This is a genomic window from Gordonia sp. IEGM753, assembly GCF_050321825.1.
Taxonomy (GTDB): Bacteria; Pseudomonadota; Gammaproteobacteria; order Pseudomonadales; family Pseudomonadaceae; genus Aquipseudomonas.
Window position 1 is genome coordinate 2277561 of the sequence record NZ_JBNQGB010000001.1, and the last position, 20327, is coordinate 2297887.

The window sequence follows — 20327 nt, forward strand, 5'->3', positions numbered from 1 at the left end:
ACCCAGCATGCTGCTATTCGAACAAATACTTAACGGCTTGCAATACAGCGCCCTGCTGTTTTTGCTCGCGTCAGGCCTGACGCTGATCTTCGGCATCATGGGCGTCATCAATCTGGCTCACGGCGCTTTTTACATGGTCGGCGCGTTCTGCGCCGCCTACACCGCCTCGGCCAGCGGCTCTTTCTGGCTCGCCGGGCTGGCAGCGCTTGTAGGCTCCGCGTTGTACGGGCTGATGATCGAAACCAGCATCATGCGCAGGCTGTACAACCGCGATCACCTTGACCAGGTGCTGGCAACGCTGGCCGTGGTGTTTTTCACCAACGAGCTGATTACCGTGCTGTTCGGGCGCAGCCCACCGGCGATGCCAACACCCGAGTGGTACGGCACTTTCGTTGAAGTGCTGCCGGGGTTGATGTACCCGGTCAGTCGCCTGCTGTTCATCGCTGCCGGCGCCTTGGTAGCGATTGCCATGTGGCTGCTGATCAACCACACACGCTTGGGAATGTTGATCCGCGCCGGCGCCGATGACCACGAAATGGTCGGCGCACTCGGCGTGAACATTTCGCGCCTGTACACCCTGGTATTCGTCTTCGGCTGTGCGCTGTGCGGGCTCGCGGGATTCATGGCCGCCCCGCTGCTGTCGGTAGAAATCGGCATGGGCGAGAAGGTCTTGATTACCACGTTCGTGGTCATCGTCGTCGGCGGTGTCGGTTCGGTCCGCGGCGCACTGGCCGGCGCGTTATTGATCGGCATGGTCGACGGGCTCGGTCGCGCCTACATCCCGCAGCTGCTCGACCAATTGTTGCCAGCCGAGGTCAGCGGCACCTTGAGTGGTGGGCTGATTTCCGCCAGCGCCTACATCGTTATGGCCGTGGTGCTGCTGGTCCGTCCACGCGGCTTGCTACCCGCACGCGCCTGAGGAGAAAAAACATGTCTCGCCGAGTCATTATCGACCTGCTTTGCCTGGCGACATTCGCCCTCTTGCCGTTGCTTGCCTCAATGCTGCACGAGCCGTTTCTGGTCAGCCTGTTCACACGCCTGGCGATCTACGGGATGGCCGCCGCCAGCCTCGATTTGCTGATCGGTTATGGCGCAATGATCAGTTTCGGCCATGCCGCGTTCTTTGGTCTGGGTGGCTATGTGGTCGGGGTTATTGGCTTCCACACTTCACAGGCCATGCCACTTTGGGGCTGGGACGGTTCCACCAGCGCGCTGATCGTGTGGCCACTGTCGCTAATGGTGTGCGCGTTGTTTGCGTTGGTGGTGGGTTATCTGTCGCTGCGCACCAGTGGCGTGCAGTTCATCATGATCACCTTGGCGTTTGGCCAGATGCTGTATTTCGTCCTCAGTTCACTGTCGTTGTACGGCGGCGACGACGGCATTCTGCTCAATGAACGCAATACCTTGCCCGGCATGGACATGGAAAATCCGGTGCAGTTTTACTACCTGTGCCTGGGGTTGCTGGTGGCGTGGCTGTTGTTTTGCCGACGCTTGGTCAACTCCCGTTTCGGCTATGTCTTGCGCGGGCTCAAACAAAGCGAACGGCGCAGCATCAGCCTGGGCCTGCACCCATTGCGCTATCGCCTGAGTGCGTTTGTGATCGCCGGTATCGGCGGCGGGCTCGCCGGTATTTTGTGGGCCAACTATGCGATGTTCGTCAGCCCCGACATGGGCGCCTGGCACAAGTCAGGCGAGTTGATGGCGATGGTGATTCTGGGCGGCGTCGGCACCCTGCTCGGCCCGGTCCTGGGCGCAGCAGTGTATCTGGGCCTCGAACAAGTGCTCAGTCTTTGGACCGAGCACTGGTTGTTGATATTCGGTCCGTTGCTGCTACTGGTGGTGTTATTTGGCAAGAAAGGCCTGTACGGGTTGCTGCTCAGTCCTTGGCCACGCAGGCGCAAAGCCGCGCCAACCCCTTCCATCATCGCCGGCGGCGACATCAGCGAGGCGCGTTCATGAATCCGCAACTGTCGATTCAAGGCCTGGAAAAAACTTTCGGTGCGGTCAAGGCCACCAACAACGCGAGTTTTGACATCGCCCCCGGTGAACTGCACGCCATCATTGGGCCCAACGGCGCCGGCAAGTCGACGCTGATTGCGCAGATCGCCGGTGAAATCCAGCCGGATAAAGGGCGGATTTTCCTCAATGGGCAGGACATCACCGCTGTGCCGGCGCATAAAAGACCGGGCCTGGGCCTCGCCAGGGCGTTTCAAGTCAGCCAGTTGTATGCGGATTTCACCTTGCTGGAAAACGTGGCGCTGGCAATAGCGGCGCGTAATGGCCAGACCTTTGGTGTCTGGAAACCGCTGACTACCGATCGCAGCCTGCTCGATCCAGCAGCCGATTATTTGCAGCGTGTGGGCCTGGAAGCGCGTGGGCCGGCGCTGGTCAGTGAGTTGTCGCACGGTGAACGGCGTCAATTGGAGATCGCATTGGCATTGGCACAGGAAGCTTCGGTGTTGCTGCTCGACGAGCCGATGGCGGGCATGGGTGCCGAGGAGTCGGCGCGCATGACGCAACTGTTGCTGGAACTCAAGGGGCGTTATTCCATCCTGCTGGTGGAGCATGACATGGACGCGGTTTTCGCCCTGGCTGACCGGATTACCGTGCTGGTCTACGGCCAGACCATCCTGACCGGCAGTGTCGAACAGATCCGTAACGACCCACACGTCCGTGCCGCCTACCTGGGAGAAGAACATGCTTGAAGTCAGTGGATTACAGGCTGGCTACGGCCTTAGCCAAGTGTTGTTCGACATGCACCTGACCATCGAACAGGGTCAGGTGGTGTCGTTGATCGGCCGCAATGGAATGGGCAAGACCACCACCGTCAAATCGATCATGGGCCTGCTGAAACCCAGCGCAGGCAGCGTGTTGATTCATGGCAAAGAGATGCGCGGCGCGGCACCTTACCGGATTGCCCAGGCGGGTTTGGGACTGGTACCTGAAGGTCGACGTGGCTTTGGCAGCCTTAGCGTGCGGGAAAATCTGTTGGCGACCGCCACCCGGGGTAAATGGGATCTGGCGCGTATTTATCAGCTGTTTCCGCGGTTGCAGGAGCGTCAAGACCAGCTGTCGAAAACCCTTTCCGGCGGCGAGCAACAGATGATGGTCGTTGCCCGTGCCTTGCTCACCAATCCGCAACTGTTGATCCTCGATGAAGCCACCGAAGGCCTGGCACCGATTATTCGTGAAACCATCTGGAGCTGTCTGGCGAGTTTGAAAGCCGAAGGTGAAACGATCCTGGTCATCGACAAGAATCTTAAGGAAATGGCGCGCGTGGTCGACCTCCACCACATCATCGAAAAAGGCCGCCAGGTATGGCATGGCACACCCGCGCAACTGGCCGCCACACCGGATTTGTCTCAGCGTTATCTCGGCGTGTAAACCCTGACGAATGTGCGCGCGACACCGCTCCGGGCGGCGTTCCTACGATTGCGGTGTGTCAGCCAGCGCTGATGTTGGATGTGCTGGCGCCATCGCGAGCAGGCTCGCTCCCACAAGGTTCTCTGTTGCCAGCGGAATCTGTGTCTTGCTGCAAATCCCCTGTGGGAGCTGGCCTGCCAGCGATGGCGATCCAATGTTCAGCATTGATGTCGACTGACCCACCGCGATCGCGAGCAGGCTCACTCCCACAAGGTTTTTTTGTGGCCGATGCAGGTGTGTTCGACACAAATCTACTGTGGGAGCGAGCCTGCTTGAGGCTTGGCTATTGCAGCGGCGAGAAGCTTGCCGGCAGGTAGATGGTCGAGTGCATGTCGCGCAGTTGCGGGCCGGAGTTTTCGGGAGGCCAGACGCCGTCTTGCACGGCTCGGGTGCGCACATCCAGGCGTTGCTCAAGCGTTGCATAGGGCCAGATGTGCAAGTACCGCGGCAGGTTGCCGTCGGTGGCGTAGAAAGCGCCGTAGACTTTTGAATACTGCTCGGCGGTTCTGGGCCCTACCGCTTTTTCCCACCCTTGAAGCGTCGGTGCCAGGCCTGCGGGGACCAGGTCATAAACCCGCAGTTCGTAAAAAGGGCCGTGTTGGCCGGCAGGCAGCGGATCAATGAAGGGAAACAGCGTGTAGTTCTCAACCTGCATGTGTGTCACGAATTCATTAATGCCAAACGCATCAGCGCCTGCCAAGTAACGCTCACGCTCAACCTGGCGTGCCGACTCATCAGTAAAGCCGCGCAGCACCGCGATCTGGTTCAGCGGACCGATCTCGGAAGCCCAGCAGCCCATCAATCTTGCGCTGCCGTCAGTGTTCGTCAGCGGCTGTTCCAGGCGAGCCATGGCGTTGGCGACAGTGCGAACCCGCACCGTGAATGTGATCAGTTCAAAAAACTTCATGACAACCTCGGATCAAAATCAGACTCATACAATTCACGGACGGCGGCGCTCAAACAAAGCATCACCGTCAAGGTAATTAAGGTGGGTGCAGCCCATCAGATTCAGCGTCAGCTTCAGTTCGTCGGTCAGCAGATCCAGCGCTCGTCCGACGCCCGCCTCACCTGCTACGGCCACGCCGTAAAGGGTGGCGCGGCCAAGCATCACAGCGTCTGCGCCGAGCGCGCACGCTTTGACAATGTCGCTGCCTCGGCGAATGCCACCGTCCAGCAACACGCTGAGTTTGCCTTTCGCTTGCGGGGCGATGGCCGCTAATGCATCAAGACTGCTCAGCGCACCGTCCAGCTGACGACCGCCATGGTTGGAGACCACCACACCGTCGAGCCCCAGTTCTATTGACCGCTCGACATCGGCCGGGTGCAGCACTCCCTTCAGCAATAGTTTCTCGCCCCATTGGTCACGCAAACGCGCCAGCATGTCCCAGTCGAGCAAGGTGTCCATTTGCTTGCCGATAAACGCCATCGACCCGAGCGGGCTACGTTCACCCTCAGGCAGATAGGGTTCAAGATTGCCCATGCCCGGCAACCCCGAAGGCCACATGACCTGTTTCAACCAGCGCGGATGACGCACCACATCAAACTTGCTGCGCCATGACAGCTGCCTCGGTCTGACGTAACTGCGCCGGTCCCACTCGCGATTGCCCAGCACCATGGCATCGCACGTCAACACCAGGGTTTTACAACCCACCGCTCGGGCCCGGCGCAGCAAGTCGCCTTGCACCTGCGGATCTCGCATGGCGTAGAGCTGGAACCATAAATCCACGCCAGGCACTGCGGCCGCCAACGCCTCAAGAGACGTATTGGAGGCTGTACTCAAGCTGAAAGGCAGCCCGCGTGCGGTCGCCGCACGCGCCAGGTGGATGTCGGCATCGCGGTGCAACAAGCCGTTATAGCCGGTGGGCCCGATCAGCATCGGCAATGGCAGCACCCGCCCGAATACCGCGCGATGAGTGTCCGGGGCATGGCACGGCACCATGGCCTTGGCGTGCAGCCCATACCCGCTGTACGCATCAAGATTGTCGCGCAATGTCAGCTCCGACTCCGCACCGCCGCTCAAGTATTCCCAGGCAAAATGAGGCAGACGCTGTCGCGCCATGTCAGCCAGTTCAGCAATGCTGTGAACGCGACTCAAATCAGTGCCGGTGTGAAAATGGCGCATGGACGTTCCTCGAATCAAGCGTTAAAAACGCTGCAAAAAAAAGCCCGGGAGGAGTGATCCGGGCAAAAATAAATCGGTTGCCTGCGCACCGATTACGCCCTGATGCGCGGGCGTAACCGGCAGCCGCGAACGGCTTGGCAGTGAATCAGAACTTCCAGGTGTAGGTCGTGATCAGGCGGTTTTCCTGATAGTCCGGCCCTGAGGCGCCGCCATTGCCATAACGGGTCTTGACGTCGATGCGACGCCATTCGAAACCGACGTCCTTGAGCGCGCCACTTTGCACCACGTAACCCAGCACAATGTTGCGTTCGCTCTCGACGTTCTGATCCAACGCATTGCTGCCGCGATCAACGCCAGTACCACGGATGTAACGCGTCATGAACTTCAAGCCCGGCAGGCCAATACCCGCGAAGTTGTAGTCATAACGCAGTTGCCATGAGCTCTCGTTCGGTTTGACGAAGGCGACAGTCGACCAGTTCACCAGGTAGGGTTGCGGCGCATAACCATTGAGCGTCGGGAACGTGGATTCGCCGAGCATGCGCTGATAACCAAGTCCGAACGCATGCGCACCTTTTTTAAGGGTCGTCATGACGCCATAGGATTTGTTGTCGATGTTGCCGTACATCGCTTTGCCGTCTTCACTGTTATTGAAGTAGCGAAGGTCTGTCTTCAACCCGTAACCGGCCCCCAGGTCATGGTTGTAAGTCATCCCCAGGTAATGTTGCTTATAGATGTCTTCCAACTGACCAAAGAAGTAGGTAGCCGACAAGTTCGGGGTGAAAGCATAGGTCGCGCCGCCAAAATTCAAACCGTCACTGCGGTGTTGAACATTGGGCCCGTTAAACAAATACATCTTCTCGGTATTGGAAGACTCCCGCGAACTTATCTCGGTAAAACGGCCGCCCGTCAGCGTCAGGTTTTCCACGTCCTTGGATTCAATCTGAACACCGTGGTACGTGGTAATCAACTGCCGCGAGTCATCCATGTAAGCGACGGGCAATGTGGGGCGCAACTCACCGATTTTAAGTTCGGTCTTGTTGTACCGCACCTTGGCCGTCAGCGCTGCACGGCCGTAGTCCCGAACCTGCTCACCCTTGCTGTAGTCATACGGGATGATGGTGTCCGGCCCCCGGCCACCACCGCCGTCAAGGCGATAGGCATATTGGCCCGAGAAGTCCAGGCCAAACTGCAAAGTCCCTTCGGTGTAACCCGAGATGGCGCGAAAATCGAAGCCCTGAGTCCAACTGCCTACGCGCGACTGGGGGGCATTGTCCTGTTTGTAATCACGGTCGATATAAAAGTTTCGCGTGCCCAGACTAATCTCGCGATCGTTGATGAAGTCAGCATTTGCAACCAGTGGTGTGAAGATCCCCATCACAGCCGCAGTGGTGGCGCCACGGCTTACCCAGCTCTTCTGAAACATCAAACTTTCCTTCTCTTTTTTGCATGCACAAAGGCACGGCTAGTGGAAGCAGATCAAATCAGCAAAAGTGCAACTTTGGCAGTCAATCCACAGTATTGTTTTTATAACCACTTACTGCAAAAAAAGTACAACACAGTCATTCGCTGCTACGGCGACAACCGCTTTATAGTTATGTTTAATCGTTTTACACACCTGAAACTTTTTTGCCGCTTACTGTTTAGTCATTGCTCAGGAGGTGGACTTCGATGCATCACTCAAATGGTGATAAGCGCGATTGAAATACACCAGGCCTTCCTGGCTTTCACTGTTGCGAATACCCAGCACTTCGCAATAGAAAATAGTGTGTGACCCCACTTCATGGGCCTGGGCGATGCGGCAATCGAAACTCACCAGCGCTTCATCGAGCAATGGCGCACCGCTTTCCAGCGTGCTCCACGAGGCACAGGCAAAACGCTGCTCGGTGTCGAGATTACGGTTGGAAAAAGCACCCGACACTTCCAGGTGGCCTGGGGTCAACACGTTAACGCTGAGCACGCCGTTGCTCTTGAAATGCACATTGGAAAACGACGAGCGATTCATGCACACCAGCAAGGTCGGCGGCTGGTCGGTCACGCTGCACACCGCCGAGGCGGTGAAGCCATAACGACCTGCCGCACCATCGGTGGTGATGACCGAAACGGCGCCACCGAGCATTGCCATCGAGTTACGAAATCCAGTTGTATCGACCATGGTCTTACCCTCCGGTCTATCAGATATCCAGCACAAGTTTGTTCGACTTGGCTCGGGAACAGCACACCAGAATCTGGTCATTAGCGGCTTTTTCATCGTCCGTCAGGTAGACGTCGCGGTGGTCGGGTTCGCCTTCGATGACGTCACACAAACACGTGCCGCACACGCCCTGCTCACAGGACACTTCAATCTTGATACCCACCGCCGTCAGCGCATCGACGATGCTTTGGCCTTCGGCGACCTGCACCGTTTTGCCGCTGCGTTGGGCGACCACTTCAAAACCGGCGCCGGTGGCATCCACTTCAACCTGAAAATATTCGCGGTGCACGTGGTCATCGGCATATCCCCGTTTCAGGGCCTCGGCGATGACCCAATCCATAAACCCCGCAGGGCCGCAGACATACACATGCACACCGGCCTGCGGCGTGCCCAGCACCTGCTGCAGGTCGAGTTTCTGTTCAGCCGCCTCATCATCGAAATGAGTGCACACGCGGGAGGCAAACGCCGCGTCACCCAACTCCTGGAGAAAGGCGCTGCGACTGCGCGAACGGCCGCAGTAGTGCAATTGGAAATCACTGTCGCGAGCGTTCAGCGCATAGGCCATGGCAACCATGGGCGTGATACCGATGCCGCCGCCGATGAGAATCGATCGTTTGGCATCGCTGGCCAGTGGAAAGTGGTTGCGCGGCAGGCTGATCTCGATCTCGCGACCTTCCTGCATCAGTTCATGCACGGCCACCGAACCGCCGCGTGAGGCCGGGTCCTTGAGCACACCCAAGCGGTAAGCGTCAGCATTGGCTGGATCGCCGCACAGGGAATATTGACGAACCAGGCCCGTCTTGAGATGGATATCGACATGCGCGCCCGCCTCGAAGGCGGGCAGAGGCTGCCCCGACGGATCGCTCAGATCCAGTACGACGACACCTTCGCCCTGCTCTTCGCGCTTGCGCACGACGACTTTCAATAATTGATCGCTCATACAGGATCGTCCCGAATTCGTTGTAAGGGAGCGAATGTTCGCCCCCCGCTGCTTTTTACAAAACGTGCAACTGACCCGGTCAGCGCATGAATATCCCGCCGTTCACATCCCAGGTTGCCCCAGTGGTGAAGTAGGCGTCTTCGCTGGCCAGTTGCACGATCAGCTTGCCGATGAAGGCAGCGTTGCCCAGCTGCTTCACCGGAATCGCCTCGATCAGCTTTTCCAGACGGTCTGGCGGTACGGCAGCGCGCACGGCTGGCGATTCAATCGGGCCAGGGGCAATCGCGTTGACCGTGACCCCCGACGCCGCCAGCTCTTTGGCGAAGATCTTGGTCAACGTAATAATTGCTCCCTTGGACGCGGCGTAGTGCGCACCGGTCGCGGTGCCGCCGTTCTGCCCGGCCAGGGAGGCCATGTTGATGATTCGCCCGTAACCCTGAGCCGCCAGGTAGGTGCCGAACACTTGGCAACCGACGAACGTCCCGCGCTGGTTGACGCTGACCACCCGGTCGAACTCCTCCGGGCTGATTTGCATCACGGGTGTGGTCATGGTTATCGCGGCGTTATTGACCACCACCTGCAACGCGCCCCAATGCGCCACAACGGCCGCCAGTGCCGCTTCGAAATCAGCCTTGCTCGACACGTCGAGCTTGAGCGCCAACACGCGCTCGCCGCTGGCGTCGAGTTCGCTGGCAGTCGCCTGCGCAGCGTCCAGCGAACGGTCGCTGATCACCACGCGGTAACCGGCGGCCAGCAGCTGTTCGGCAATACTTTTGCCCAGCCCCTGGGCCGCGCCTGTGACCAATGCAACCTGTGTCATGGCAACGTCCTCAGAGGATGTAACCGATACCGGCGAGGGTATCGGTCGAATTGATGAGCTGAATCAGCTTGCGCTGGATTTTGAAACTGTCGCCGTCACGCACCAGTTGGAAAGTGACGTCGGCGGTGTACTGCTTGAGCACGTCCTTGCGGAACTCACGCAGGTTCTGCGCGCACCGCACGGTCACAATCGCGTCTTCATCCGACAGCACCCGAAAACGCGACTGGCTGCGCACGGTCCGCGCTCGCGGGGTGGTCGAAATCGACTCGCCGCTGGTCAACCGGGTCACGCGCAACTGACGCATGTGATGGTCGTCATAGGCGTAGTTCAGGGTATTTTCGAAATCGGTTTCCAGTGGGTCGATCGGGATGATGTACGTCGCCGACTCGGTCCACAGGTCGAGCCACTGCACGAAGTCGCCGTGGTCGAGCATGTCCGCTTCCTGCCAGATGAATGCGCTGACTTGGTTAAGCAATTGCAGATTGATCATGGTGTTCTCCGTCGACTCAGGCCGACATCATCTTTTTCCACTGCTGGTAACCAGCGCGCATGCCGGTTTCGGCGCTCACATCGCTGACCAAACCGTCCTCACTCTGCTTCTCACCCGGCAAGCCGCGGTTGAGCATGATCCACAGGTCGGTGCCGGCACTGGCGCCACGTTGCACGCGTTCCCAGGCTTCGGAATCGTCCGGGGTACCAAAACCCATCGGGCCCTGGAAGTGCTCATGCAGGCGCAGGCGATAGCGGTTGGCCACGGCCGGGCCGCCATCCATGGTGATCACGGCGTGATGAATTTCGGTTTCGTTGACGGCAATCGGTTGCAGCACCCGGAAGAACGCCATGGAGCAGGCAATATTCGGGAACAGGTTGAGGTTGAAACCCGAACCGCCCACGGCACGCACAATGCGGCGCACGGCTTGTTCTTCCTGGCCTTCATCGCGCAGCTGCTGGGCGAGGTCTTCAAAACGCTCGGGGATCGGCAGGTCGAGGTTGGCTTCGAGGTCGATCAGGTCCGGGATCATCACCATCACACTGTGACCGTTGCCCAGGTCTTTGACGTAACCCGGCCCTTCGACGAAATCGAACAGGGCCAGGGTTTGCTCATCCACCGACGACAGGAACGACTTGTGAACCAACGGAAAGTGGTAGGCGTCGGTGGTGTTTTCCAACTGGATTTTCCAGTTGCCAGGGAAGCGGAAGCGATGTTCGCCGCCGACCTTGACCGGGTAACCGGCGCCCTGCTTCATGAACAGATCGATCCATTTTTTAGCCGGGCCGAGGTAATCGGCGAGCGGCTCGATATCGTCCTTGAAGGTGGCGAAGATCATGCCGTTGTACTGCTCTACGCGCAGGCTCACCAACGGCAACTCGGCCTTGTCCAGGCAATCGGCATAGCTTTCCGGATGCGGAACACCGCGCAGGCTGCCATCCAGGGCATAGCTCCAGCCGTGGTAGGGGCAAACGAAACTGTTGGTCTTGCCTTTTTTGTGCTCGCACACCGTCGCGCCACGATGGCGGCAACGGTTCAGCAGCACATGGACTTCTTTCTTGCGGTCACGCACGACAATCACCGGCTGCTTGCCGACATAGGTGCTCTTGTAGCTGCCTGAGTCAGGAATCTCGCTGGCGTGCGCGACCCAGATCCAGGTGCTGTAGAAAATTTTCTCCAACTCGTCATCGAAGATCTTCGCGTCGGTGTACAGCGAGGTGTGGACGCGGTCATGCAAGACCAGGTCGGCCGGACTGGTTTCCAGCGTTACGGTGTTTATCAGGTTGCTCACGGTTGCTCCTCGTCGGCGTGGCCCGCCGACTCTAAGAATTCTGGGTGCTACTTGTTGTGACTGTCGGGCGCGTCAGATTGACCGGGCACAGGCAGGTGCGCGTCGCTGTTCCAGTTGCCCACCGGGCGGCTGAACAGGTTCTCGGTCTGGAAGTGCGCCATGCGCCACTGCCCTTGCTCCATGGCGAACCGCACGGTCAGACGGGCGCTGTTGAGGTGCGAAGCACCCGAGGCAAATGTCGAGGTTTGCAACATCACCCAACTGGCCTCTGCGACCTCACCGCTGACCCGGATCAGCTCCGAAGTCAGGAAGTGCACGTTCAGCGAAAAGTGCGCCGGTTCGACCATGTAAGTGGCAAACATCGCCTTGATCGCCTCGCGCCCACGGTAACCACCAAAGCTGTTCTGGTACTTGGCACCCTTGCCCTCCCAGACCGCTTCGACGGTGAACAAACCGGCCAGTTCGTCGAGCGGGGAACCCACGCCCAACTCGTCGCACAGGAACATGTAGCGGTTCATGCAGGCGCGGATAGCGTTCTCGCTTTCCAGCTGTTCCAGCCGTTGTTCCAGTGCCCGGATATGCGCTTGTGGTGACATGGCGATGGCTCTCGATTCAGCGCTGGATGATCAGTTCGCGGCCGGTACGGGCCTCGACTTTGCAGTACTTCCAGAGTTTGTAAGGGCCGTCGCCCACCGACGTGGTACGAAACAGGTTGCACGCCGCGTGCACGGTTTCGATGTCTGGCACGTCCGCCAGCAAGTAGGTGGTCCAGGGCCAACCGGCAGAGGGGCCGACCATGCTCTGATCGTCGTCCATGTTGCCCAGTACGGTGACGCCCGGCAGATCGGCGATGCCGTTCCACATGGCGCCAAACGCGGCCCAGACTTCCAGCGCCTCAGGACGTGGCGCATCGAAGAAGTTCTGGTTGATGCCGATGCAGAACAACACGCGCAAGGCTTTTTTATCGGTCATAGGGTTCACCCAATAGTCATTGAAAAAAATTACAGGTAGCCAGGCAGCGGCTTGTTGCCGAAGAAAATCGCGCCAGCGTTCTGGTAAGTCATGTCGCCCATGAAGGCGTGCTGTGTGATGACCTGGGTGTCGTTGACGAAACGCGACAGCGGGCTGGTGCGATAAACACCGCTCATGCCCGAAAGCATTTGTGCAGTACGCGCCACATCGGCCGCCACGCGGGTAGCGTGAGTCGACGACAAGCGCAGCATGTTGGTTTGCTCGACAGTCACCGCATCGCCTGCCAGTACACTGTTCCAGGCGTCGTCGATGGACTGGTAGAACCACGAACGGGCGGCGCGCAATGAGGCTTCGGCCTTGGCCATTTCGACCTGAGCCAGCGGCCGGTCGGACAACGACGGCGCACCGGTTACCGAGATCCGGCCACTGGCCATGCCGCTCAGTTCATCGAGTGCTGCACGCGCAACGCCGAGGCCAACCACCGACAACACTTGAGTGGCAAATGACAGCGACGGATAGCGGAAGAACGGCTCGTCCAGGTTCGAAGGACCGCCACGAACGAAGGTCCACTCCTCCGGCACTACCACGCCTTCAACCACAACGTCATGGCTGCCAGTGCCGACCAGGCCGACGACGTTCCAGGTTTCCTCGATGCGCACTTTCTCGCGCGGCATCACCGCCAGGCGTGGCAGACCGAGCATGTCGCCGTTTTTCGGGCTGATACCCACACCAATCAGGGACGCGCCCATGCAGCCACTGGAAAATTTCCAGCGGCCGTTTACTTCAAGGCCACCCTCGACAAAAGAGGCCGGTTGCGGTGGGAAAATCCCGCCGGCAAACACCACGTCCGGGGAGTCGGCGTAAATTTTCTTGATGGTTTCCAGCGGCAGCGCCGCCAGGTAAACCGGGCTCATGCCAAAGCTCGCGACCCAACCGGCCGAACCGTCGGCGATGGAAATGTCTTCGACCATCTGGCAGAACTCGGCGGGCGAACGCTCGTCACCTCCGAAGCGTTTTGGCACCAGCGCCCGATACACACCCAGCGTGCGGAACTGCTCGATGACGTCCTGGGAGATGAATTTTTGCTGATCGAATTCTTCGTGTCGGGCCCGCACACGAATGTCGGCCAACAGCGCTTGAAACGCAGGGTTTGCGGTGATCGGCACGCAGCGCTGGTTGCTCGGTTCGCTTGGCGCAGTCATGGGTTTCTCCATAGTAAGCATGTCGATTAGTCTTCCTGGCGCCGGACCAGCTCGCGGGCGACTGCACACAGCAGTTCGTCTGCGCCATGGGCGGCAATGAGTTGGAGGCCGACCGGCAGTCCTGATGCGCCTTCCAAAGGAATGCTCAGGGCCGGGTGACCGGAAAGATTGAAAGCGCGTACCAACGACGTCATGCCCAGCGCGGCGCGAGTGTCGGCGGCGTCAGCCACCAGCAGCGGGTATTCGGGCATGGTTGGCATGGCCAGAATCGGGGTGATGGCCAACGCTGCATCCACTTCGGCGATGAACGCTTGGCGGATGATTTCGGCTTCTGCAACTGATTCGGCAGTGGTCAGGCTGGCGGCGCGCAGACGGTCGGCGACATCGTTGCCGACACGGCCGGTTTGCAGCAGATGGCCGCAAGCAGCAAAGGTTTCGGCGTTGATAACCACCATGCCCGCGCCGTAGGCGGCGAGCATTCCAGGCAGCGATTGCTCGACCAGTGGAAAGCGCGAACGCTCAAGCGCGGTGTTCACTGCGCCATGGATCTGATCGTTAGCGTGTACCGCCACCACACCGATAGAAATGTTCTGCGGCAACGCTACTGATTTGAACGTCGGGTCGATGGCTTGCATCCCTTGCACCAGACGGTCCATGTCTGCAGCCAGCGGACCGACACAATCGAGTGTGCTGTGCGTCGGCATGACGCCTTTGCGGCTGACACGGCCAAACGTCGGTTTGAGGCCGAACACGCCGCAGCAAGCAGCCGGAATGCGTACCGAACCGCCGGTGTCGGTGCCCAGCGCGAAGTCGCAGAGCCCTGCCGCCACGGCCGCAGCCGAACCGCTGGAAGAACCGCCAGGGATGTAACCCGGATAACGCGGATTGGACGCAGTGCCAGTCCATGCATTCAGGCCGGTGGTGCCAAACGCCAATTCATGAAGGCTGGTTTTACCGGTGATCTGGCAACCCGCATCCAGCAGTGATTGCACCACCTGAGCGTGCTCGGTAGCCGCCGGCGCGTCGGCCAATGCCTGACTTGAAGCACGGGTCGGATAGCCGGCGATATCGATGGTGTCTTTCACCATGACCGACAGACCGTTCCTGCCTATAGCTAAATCCTCGACGACGATCGACATGCTTATTACCTGCTTGTTATGTCCCGACAGAACACTTGCCCTCTGCCTGAAGGCGTGGGCAATTGCTTAAATCTAAAATCGTAATATTTACGTGAAATGTCAATTGAATTTTACCAAATTAAAGAGTGTGTATTTTCGGTGCATATTTCCGTCGAACGCACCGATGACGTGCAATTTGGTAACACCATGATCAAAACCTTATAAATTCATTAACTCGATTAATATCGTTATAAATCAGATAGTTGATAGATTTTACATACCTATTCACTTGGAAACATTTGGAAAATTCAGCGCGAGAGATCACCTGAACAAAAAAATCATAAAAATAAATAAACGCTGAAAACTGGCGCAAATAACACCTTAAAAAACACCTGTTTTTTCATTTTTTTTGTGGCGTTTTTTCCGCATAAAAAGCCACCCTTGATCCAGATCAAGGCCTTGATCGGCGTGGCGTGCTGGGTATTTTTCAGGCGTTTGAAATCATTCATGCCGGGCGTTCAAAAGCGCTTGGCCGTATCGCCTTGTCGTGCGCAAGCCGCAGACCCTCGGTAACGGCGTTTTGCCATCTCTGGAAAATTTTCTGGCATGCAATCTGCTTTTGCCCTGTTCGCCCTCGATCGATTGCACATGGTCGACCGGTACCCACACGCTCGGTAACACGCGATGGGTACCGCAGCAGTTCGCCAAAAAAATACAGGCCGTACCTTGGGCCGTACTCGCACCCCGTCGTGTCGAGGCGGCTGGCCAATTAGCCTTTTGCAGCGCCTTGCAACTCTTCGGAGAAAGTCATGCTTTTCAGAAAAGCCGTGTCCACGTTGTTGTTGAGTGTCGCCTGCGCCGCTGCCGCGCAGGCTGAAGTGAAAGTCGGTGTGATCACCTCCTCCACCGGCCCGATTGCATTGGTCGGGCTACCCCAGAAAAACACCATCCCGTTGCTGCCAACCCAGGCTGGCGACCAAACGGTGAAGTACATTTCTCTGGATGATGCGAGCGATCCAACCGCGACTGTGAAGGCGCTGAAAAAGCTGATCGACGAAGAAAATGTCGATGCGATCATTGGCCCAAGTGGTTCGCCTAACGCCATGGGCGTGATCCAGTTTGTTGCCGAGGCTGGCGTGCCGTTGCTGGCGCCGGTAGGCACTGCGGCCGTGGTGCTACCGATGACCGAACAGAAGAAATGGGTGTTCAAGACCACGCAAAACGATGATCTGATCGCCAAGGCGCTGTTCGAACACATGGATAAAAAAGGCGTGAAGACGCTGGGCTTTATCGGCACCGCCGACCCTTACGGCGAGAACTGGGCCAAGGTGATGTCCGGCCTGGCAACCGAGCACAACATCAAGGTTGTGGCCAACGAACGCTTCCAGCGCCAGGACACTTCGGTGACCGGGCAGAGCCTGAAAGTGCTTTCAGCACGCCCCGACGCAGTATTGATCGCAGCCCCGGGCAGCTCTGCCGTGATGCCGCAAACCACCCTCTTCGACCAGGGTTATCGCGGCCAGGTCTACCAGACCCACGGTGCGGCGCTGCAGGACTTCCTCAAACTGGGCGGTAAAAAGGTCGAGGGCACTATTCTGGCCGCCAGCCTGATGTTGGTGCTCGATGAAATCCCGGACAGCCACCCTTCGAAAAAAATCGCCAGCGAATACACCGCAGCCTACGAAAAACTGAACGGCAGCAAACCTGCAACCTTCGGCGGCAACACCTTTGATGCCGGCCTGCTGTTGCAGCAAGCGATCCCGATCGCCGCCAAAAAAGCCGCTCCGGGCACCCCTGAATTTCGCGCCGCATTGCGCGATGCGCTGGAACAAACCCACGAACTGGCCGGCACCCAAGGCGTTTACAACATGACGCCGCAGGATCACAGCGGTTTCGACGAGCGCGGTCGTGAGTTGATCCAGGTGAAAAACGGCAACTGGATGCTGCTACACGACAACTGATCATCTCGATGGGCCGGTTTGCCCAGTGTTTGCCCTGCCTGCCGCGAGCACACCTCGCTGGCAGGCACGCTTGATATTCAATCTGTAGAAAAGAGTTCCCATTATGAATTTCCAGATAGCCATGCTGCTGGGCCAGGACGGTATGACCAACGGCGCGATCTACGCGCTGCTGGCCCTGTCGATCCTCCTGGTGTTCACCGTCACCCGGGTGTTGCTGATTCCCCAGGGTGAATTCGTTACCTACGGCGCCTTGACCATGGCGACCTTGCAGGCCGGTCACCCGACGGCGTTGGTCTGGCTGCTGCTGGGCTTGACGCTGGTCGATTGCACCCTCGATATCTGGGGAGCTGCGCGTGCGAGCCACGCGTTTCGTTTTCCCAAACGCATACTGGCCAAACTGGGCTACGCCGGCCTGATGGTGGTGCTGATCAACACGCTGCCACTGGCCGATCTGCCAATGGCCATTCAAGCGCTGTTGACGCTCGCGCTGGTGGTGCCGCTGGGGCCACAAATCTATCGGTTGGTATTCCAGCCGATTGCCTCGGCCAGTTCGCTGGTGCTGCTGATCGTATCGATCGCAGTGCACGTCAGCATGGTCGGCATCGCCCTGCTGCTGTTCGGCCCGGAGGGTGCGCGCACCCGCCCGTTCTCTGAAGCCGGGTTGGAACTCGGCCCGATAACGTTCAATAGCCAGACGCTTTGGGTGTTGGCCGTGTCATTGGGGCTGATCATCAGCCTGTATCTGTTTTTCGAACGCACGCTGTACGGCAAAGCCCTGCGCGCTACGGCGGTCAACCGGATGGGTGCGCGGCTGATGGGCATCTCGCCGACGCTGGCGGGCAAATCGACCTTCATGCTGGCCGCATTGATCGGCACCCTCTCGGGCATTCTTATTGCGCCGATCACTACGCTGTATTTCGATTCCGGTTTTGTCATCAGCCTCAAAGGTTTCGTCGGCGCCATCATTGGCGGGTTGGTCAGTTATCCAGCCGCGGCCCTTGGCGCTTTGGCGGTGGGTTTGATTGAGGCGTTCTCGATGTTCTGGGCCAGCACCTACAAGGAAATCATCGTGTTCACGTTGATTATTCCGTTCCTGATGTGGCGTTCGTTCACCAGCCGTCATGTGGAGGAAGAGGAATGAATCCGCGTTACTTGTTACTCGCCTTATTGTTAGTGGTCGGCGTCGCGCCGCTGCTGTTACCGCCGTACTACGTAACCCTGCTCAACTACATCGGCATGTACGCGCTGGTGGTGCTCGGGCTGGTCCTGCTGACCGGCGTGGGCGGCATGACCAGTTTTGGCCAGGCCGCTTTCGTCGGACTGGGCGCCTACACCTCGGCGTACCTGACCACCACTGAACAGCTACCGGGCTGGCTCGCCTGGGCAGGAACATCGCCTTGGCTGACGCTGTTGGTGGGCATCGTATTGACCGCCTCGGTGGCGCTGATTCTTGGCGCGCTGACACTCAAGCTGTCGGGTCACTACTTGCCGTTAGGTACGATTGCCTGGGGCATTTCGCTGTATTACCTGTTTGGTACCGTGGATTCGCTGGGCGGCCACACCGGCGTCAGCGGCTTGCCGTCGGTGTCACTGTTCGGCCTCAAACTGGACAAAGGCGAGAAGATTTTCTACCTGATCTGGGCCGTGCTGTTGGTGGCGATTGTTGTCACGCAAAACCTTTTGAACTCACGCGAAGGCCGTGCCATTCGCGCACTCAAGGGCGGCCAGGTGATGGCTGAGTCAATGGGCGTGAATACCTTTCGCTCGAAGATGGTGATCTTCGTTATCTCGGCGGTCTTCGCCGCGATTTCCGGCTGGCTCTACGCCCACACCCAACGCTTCGTGAACCCGACGCCATTCGGTCTGAACATGGGCATCGATTACCTGTTCATGGCGCTGATCGGCGGTGTCGGCAGCGTATGGGGCGCCCTGCTCGGCGCGGGCATTCTGACCATGCTCAAACAATGGCTGCAGGATTGGTTGCCACATCTGCTGGGCAACACCGGCAACTACGAAACCATCGTCTTCGGCATTTTGATCGTAGTGCTAATGCAGCGTGCACCGGGCGGCCTCTGGCCGTTACTGACCCTCCTGGTACCGACGCGCTTCAGAGTACGCGCCAAGGTCCACAGCCTGGATGCAAGCCCAGAGCCGTTGCCGCGCCGACAACTGCCGGAACACGGCGAGCTGATCCTGGAAGCGCGCAATGTGACCAAGCGCTTCGGCGGGTTGGTGGCGAACAACGACATGAGCCTGGAAATTCGCTCCGGTGAAATCCTCGCCCTGATCGGCCCCAATGGCGCTGGCAAAAGCACCATGTTCAACCAGCTCTCCGGGGTCGATACACCGACCTCCGGCGAGGTGCTGTTCATGGGCCAGAAAATCAATGGCATGAGCTCGCGGCAAGTGGCGCGCATGGGCATGAGCCGGACCTTCCAGCACGTGAAACTGCTGGGCAACATGAGCGTGCTGGAGAACGTGGCGATTGGTGCGCATTTGCGTGGCCAGCAAGGTGTGCTGTCGGCGGCATTGCACCTGGATCGTCGCGAAGAAGCCGAATTGCTGGGCGAAGCGCGGCGGCAACTGGAGCGCGTCGGGCTCGGTGATTACCTCAACGAAGAGGCTGGCAGCCTGGCATTGGGTCAGCAACGGATTCTGGAAATCGCCCGTGCACTGTGTGCCGATCCATGCCTGCTGCTGCTCGACGAGCCCGCCGCTGGTTTGCGCCTGAAAGAAAAAGAAGCCTTGGGCATTTTGCTCAGTCGCCTGCGTAACGAAGGCATGGCGATCTTGCTGGTAGAGCACGACATGGACTTCGTCATGGGCCTGGTCGACCGCGTGGTGGTGATGGAGTTTGGCCAGCGTATCGCTCAAGGCCTGCCCGAAGACGTGCAGAAAGACCCTGCGGTGCTGGAAGCCTACCTGGGAGGAGTTGAATGATGAACATGCACGTAGAACCACACGCCGAACCGCGCAACCTGGTCCGCGATGCCGTGCTGGACATCAAGGACCTGAGCGTCGCTTACGGCAAGGTCGAAGCGCTGAGCAACGCCAGCCTGACAGTCGGCAAGGGGCAGATTGTGACGGTGATCGGCCCCAACGGGGCCGGCAAAACCACCCTGCTCTCGGCCATCATGGGCGTGCTGGGCTCCAAAGGTCAGGTGAATTTCGACGGCACCCTCGAAAGTTTGCCGGAAGTGGAAGTGATGGTTGCCCGAGGCCTGGGCCTGGTGCCCGAAAAACGCGAGCTGTTCACCAGCATGAGCGTGGCCGACAACCTGCTGCTGGGCGCTTTTCAGCGGCACCGTCGAGGCGACCGTGGCTACAGCGAGACGCTGGGCGAGGTTTATCAGCTGTTTCCACGCCTGTGGGAGCGCCGCGAGCAACTGGCGGCGACCTTGTCTGGCGGTGAGCGGCAGATGCTTGCCGTGGGCCGCGCGCTGATGGCCAAGCCCAAGCTACTGATGCTGGATGAACCCAGCCTGGGCCTTGCGCCGCTGATCACCCGGGAAATTTTCCGGATCATCACCGCCCTGCGCGATCAAGGCGTTTCGATTCTGTTGGTTGAGCAAAACGCTCGCGCCGCATTGCGCGTCGCGGACTACGCCTATGTGCTGGAAACCGGGCAGATCGCAATGCAGGGACCGGCGCAGCAACTGGCTGATGATCCGCGCGTGATCGAGGCGTATCTGGGGTTGGCCAGCAAGCATCAGGAGATGCTGGCGACTTGATGACGGGCTGATAAAGCTTCGCGAACAAGCCCGCTCCCTCAGGGGCTTGAGCGCCAAAAATCTTTG

The 20327-nt window shown here is 58.9% G+C and carries 21 protein-coding genes; 8 read left to right on the forward strand and 13 right to left on the reverse strand.

Annotated features, from left to right (window positions below):
- Positions 1 to 7: 7 nt before the first annotated feature.
- From ACQR3R_RS10135 to ACQR3R_RS10150, 4 genes are read left to right on the forward strand one after another with little or no spacing between them, the layout of a single operon-like run.
- Complete coding sequence (locus ACQR3R_RS10135) at positions 8 to 919, forward strand: ABC transporter permease subunit (RefSeq protein WP_428271971.1); 912 nt, start codon at positions 8 to 10, stop codon at positions 917 to 919.
- An 11-nt stretch (positions 920 to 930) separates the two neighbouring features.
- Entirely contained in the window at positions 931 to 1959 is a 1029-nt protein-coding gene (locus tag ACQR3R_RS10140) for an ABC transporter permease subunit (protein ID WP_428271972.1), read from the forward strand.
- Entirely contained in the window at positions 1956 to 2705 is a 750-nt protein-coding gene (locus ACQR3R_RS10145) for an ATP-binding cassette domain-containing protein (protein ID WP_428271974.1), read from the forward strand. Before ACQR3R_RS10140 ends, ACQR3R_RS10145 begins: the two co-directional genes overlap by 4 nt.
- Positions 2698 to 3384, forward strand: coding sequence for an ATP-binding cassette domain-containing protein (locus tag ACQR3R_RS10150; RefSeq protein ID WP_428271975.1), 687 nt, complete (start codon positions 2698 to 2700; stop codon positions 3382 to 3384). The genes ACQR3R_RS10145 and ACQR3R_RS10150 overlap by 8 nt, the downstream gene beginning before the upstream one ends.
- Positions 3385 to 3706: 322 nt before the next feature.
- Here ACQR3R_RS10150 and ACQR3R_RS10155 read toward each other — a convergent pair whose 3' ends face one another.
- The 13 genes from ACQR3R_RS10155 to ACQR3R_RS10215 form a co-directional block, all read right to left on the reverse strand.
- Positions 3707 to 4330, reverse strand: a complete 624-nt coding sequence (locus ACQR3R_RS10155) for an NIPSNAP family protein (RefSeq protein ID WP_428271977.1) — start codon at positions 4328 to 4330, stop codon at positions 3707 to 3709.
- Positions 4331 to 4363: 33 nt separating this feature from the next.
- Entirely contained in the window at positions 4364 to 5545 is a 1182-nt protein-coding gene (locus ACQR3R_RS10160) for an alpha-hydroxy-acid oxidizing protein (protein WP_428271978.1), read from the reverse strand.
- Between the two features lie 145 nt (positions 5546 to 5690).
- On the reverse strand, positions 5691 to 6968 hold the full coding sequence (locus ACQR3R_RS10165) for an OprD family outer membrane porin (protein WP_428271979.1): 1278 nt from the start codon (positions 6966 to 6968) through the stop codon (positions 5691 to 5693).
- Between the two features lie 228 nt (positions 6969 to 7196).
- The gene (locus tag ACQR3R_RS10170) at positions 7197 to 7697 is read right to left on the reverse strand and encodes a flavin reductase (protein ID WP_428271980.1); all 501 of its coding nucleotides are present in this window, start codon (positions 7695 to 7697) and stop codon (positions 7197 to 7199) included.
- 19 nt (positions 7698 to 7716) lie between these two features.
- The gene (locus ACQR3R_RS10175) at positions 7717 to 8676 is read right to left on the reverse strand and encodes a 2Fe-2S iron-sulfur cluster-binding protein (protein ID WP_428271981.1); all 960 of its coding nucleotides are present in this window, start codon (positions 8674 to 8676) and stop codon (positions 7717 to 7719) included.
- A 79-nt stretch (positions 8677 to 8755) separates the two neighbouring features.
- Entirely contained in the window at positions 8756 to 9496 is a 741-nt protein-coding gene (locus ACQR3R_RS10180; RefSeq protein WP_428271982.1) for an SDR family oxidoreductase, read from the reverse strand.
- A 10-nt stretch (positions 9497 to 9506) separates the two neighbouring features.
- A complete protein-coding gene (locus ACQR3R_RS10185; protein ID WP_428271984.1) occupies positions 9507 to 9986 on the reverse strand; it encodes an aromatic-ring-hydroxylating dioxygenase subunit beta in 480 nt (159 codons plus the stop codon).
- 16 nt (positions 9987 to 10002) lie between these two features.
- Positions 10003 to 11268, reverse strand: a complete 1266-nt coding sequence (locus tag ACQR3R_RS10190) for a Rieske 2Fe-2S domain-containing protein (protein ID WP_428272606.1) — start codon at positions 11266 to 11268, stop codon at positions 10003 to 10005.
- Between the two features lie 56 nt (positions 11269 to 11324).
- The gene (locus ACQR3R_RS10195) at positions 11325 to 11873 is read right to left on the reverse strand and encodes a nuclear transport factor 2 family protein (protein WP_428271985.1); all 549 of its coding nucleotides are present in this window, start codon (positions 11871 to 11873) and stop codon (positions 11325 to 11327) included.
- Between the two features lie 16 nt (positions 11874 to 11889).
- Positions 11890 to 12249 (reverse strand): hypothetical protein, encoded by a 360-nt coding sequence (locus ACQR3R_RS10200; RefSeq protein WP_428271987.1) that lies wholly within the window; start codon positions 12247 to 12249, stop codon positions 11890 to 11892.
- 29 nt (positions 12250 to 12278) lie between these two features.
- A complete protein-coding gene (locus ACQR3R_RS10205) occupies positions 12279 to 13451 on the reverse strand; it encodes an acyl-CoA dehydrogenase family protein (protein WP_428271989.1) in 1173 nt (390 codons plus the stop codon).
- A 26-nt stretch (positions 13452 to 13477) separates the two neighbouring features.
- The gene (locus tag ACQR3R_RS10210; protein ID WP_428271990.1) at positions 13478 to 14590 is read right to left on the reverse strand and encodes an amidase family protein; all 1113 of its coding nucleotides are present in this window, start codon (positions 14588 to 14590) and stop codon (positions 13478 to 13480) included.
- A gap of 317 nt (positions 14591 to 14907) precedes the next feature.
- The gene (locus tag ACQR3R_RS10215) at positions 14908 to 15078 is read right to left on the reverse strand and encodes a hypothetical protein (RefSeq protein WP_428271991.1); all 171 of its coding nucleotides are present in this window, start codon (positions 15076 to 15078) and stop codon (positions 14908 to 14910) included.
- Positions 15079 to 15378: 300 nt separating this feature from the next.
- Here ACQR3R_RS10215 and ACQR3R_RS10220 point away from each other — a divergent pair, with 300 nt between their 5' ends.
- The 4 genes from ACQR3R_RS10220 (at position 15379) to ACQR3R_RS10235 (ending at position 20261) form a co-directional block, all read left to right on the forward strand.
- On the forward strand, positions 15379 to 16530 hold the full coding sequence (locus ACQR3R_RS10220) for an ABC transporter substrate-binding protein (protein ID WP_428271992.1): 1152 nt from the start codon (positions 15379 to 15381) through the stop codon (positions 16528 to 16530).
- A 103-nt stretch (positions 16531 to 16633) separates the two neighbouring features.
- A complete protein-coding gene (locus tag ACQR3R_RS10225; protein WP_428271993.1) occupies positions 16634 to 17671 on the forward strand; it encodes an ABC transporter permease subunit in 1038 nt (345 codons plus the stop codon).
- Positions 17668 to 19470, forward strand: a complete 1803-nt coding sequence (locus ACQR3R_RS10230) for an ABC transporter permease subunit (RefSeq protein ID WP_428271994.1) — start codon at positions 17668 to 17670, stop codon at positions 19468 to 19470. The genes ACQR3R_RS10225 and ACQR3R_RS10230 overlap by 4 nt, the downstream gene beginning before the upstream one ends.
- A complete protein-coding gene (locus ACQR3R_RS10235; RefSeq protein WP_428271995.1) occupies positions 19470 to 20261 on the forward strand; it encodes an ATP-binding cassette domain-containing protein in 792 nt (263 codons plus the stop codon). The genes ACQR3R_RS10230 and ACQR3R_RS10235 overlap by 1 nt, the downstream gene beginning before the upstream one ends.
- The last annotated feature ends 66 nt before the right edge of the window (positions 20262 to 20327 follow it).

Excerpts from the sequence above, each read along its gene's own strand:
- ACQR3R_RS10140 (WP_428271972.1), top strand. The coding sequence starts at position 931 with ATGTCTCGCCGAGTCATTATCGACCTGCTTTGCCTGGCGACATTCGCC.
- ACQR3R_RS10180 (WP_428271982.1), bottom strand. The coding sequence starts at position 9,496 with ATGACACAGGTTGCATTGGTCACAGGCGCGGCCCAGGGGCTGGGCAAA.
- ACQR3R_RS10235 (WP_428271995.1), top strand. The coding sequence starts at position 19,470 with ATGAACATGCACGTAGAACCACACGCCGAACCGCGCAACCTGGTCCGC.
- ACQR3R_RS10205 (WP_428271989.1), bottom strand. The coding sequence starts at position 13,451 with ATGACTGCGCCAAGCGAACCGAGCAACCAGCGCTGCGTGCCGATCACC.
- ACQR3R_RS10230 (WP_428271994.1), top strand. The coding sequence starts at position 17,668 with ATGAATCCGCGTTACTTGTTACTCGCCTTATTGTTAGTGGTCGGCGTC.
- ACQR3R_RS10185 (WP_428271984.1), bottom strand. The coding sequence starts at position 9,986 with ATGATCAATCTGCAATTGCTTAACCAAGTCAGCGCATTCATCTGGCAG.
- ACQR3R_RS10155 (WP_428271977.1), bottom strand. The coding sequence starts at position 4,330 with ATGAAGTTTTTTGAACTGATCACATTCACGGTGCGGGTTCGCACTGTC.
- ACQR3R_RS10210 (WP_428271990.1), bottom strand. The coding sequence starts at position 14,590 with ATGTCGATCGTCGTCGAGGATTTAGCTATAGGCAGGAACGGTCTGTCG.
- ACQR3R_RS10220 (WP_428271992.1), top strand. The coding sequence starts at position 15,379 with ATGCTTTTCAGAAAAGCCGTGTCCACGTTGTTGTTGAGTGTCGCCTGC.
- ACQR3R_RS10200 (WP_428271987.1), bottom strand. The coding sequence starts at position 12,249 with ATGACCGATAAAAAAGCCTTGCGCGTGTTGTTCTGCATCGGCATCAAC.
- ACQR3R_RS10195 (WP_428271985.1), bottom strand. The coding sequence starts at position 11,873 with ATGTCACCACAAGCGCATATCCGGGCACTGGAACAACGGCTGGAACAG.
- ACQR3R_RS10175 (WP_428271981.1), bottom strand. The coding sequence starts at position 8,676 with ATGAGCGATCAATTATTGAAAGTCGTCGTGCGCAAGCGCGAAGAGCAG.
- ACQR3R_RS10145 (WP_428271974.1), top strand. The coding sequence starts at position 1,956 with ATGAATCCGCAACTGTCGATTCAAGGCCTGGAAAAAACTTTCGGTGCG.
- ACQR3R_RS10165 (WP_428271979.1), bottom strand. The coding sequence starts at position 6,968 with ATGTTTCAGAAGAGCTGGGTAAGCCGTGGCGCCACCACTGCGGCTGTG.
- ACQR3R_RS10170 (WP_428271980.1), bottom strand. The coding sequence starts at position 7,697 with ATGGTCGATACAACTGGATTTCGTAACTCGATGGCAATGCTCGGTGGC.
- ACQR3R_RS10150 (WP_428271975.1), top strand. The coding sequence starts at position 2,698 with ATGCTTGAAGTCAGTGGATTACAGGCTGGCTACGGCCTTAGCCAAGTG.
- ACQR3R_RS10215 (WP_428271991.1), bottom strand. The coding sequence starts at position 15,078 with ATGAATGATTTCAAACGCCTGAAAAATACCCAGCACGCCACGCCGATC.
- ACQR3R_RS10135 (WP_428271971.1), top strand. The coding sequence starts at position 8 with ATGCTGCTATTCGAACAAATACTTAACGGCTTGCAATACAGCGCCCTG.
- ACQR3R_RS10225 (WP_428271993.1), top strand. The coding sequence starts at position 16,634 with ATGAATTTCCAGATAGCCATGCTGCTGGGCCAGGACGGTATGACCAAC.
- ACQR3R_RS10160 (WP_428271978.1), bottom strand. The coding sequence starts at position 5,545 with ATGCGCCATTTTCACACCGGCACTGATTTGAGTCGCGTTCACAGCATT.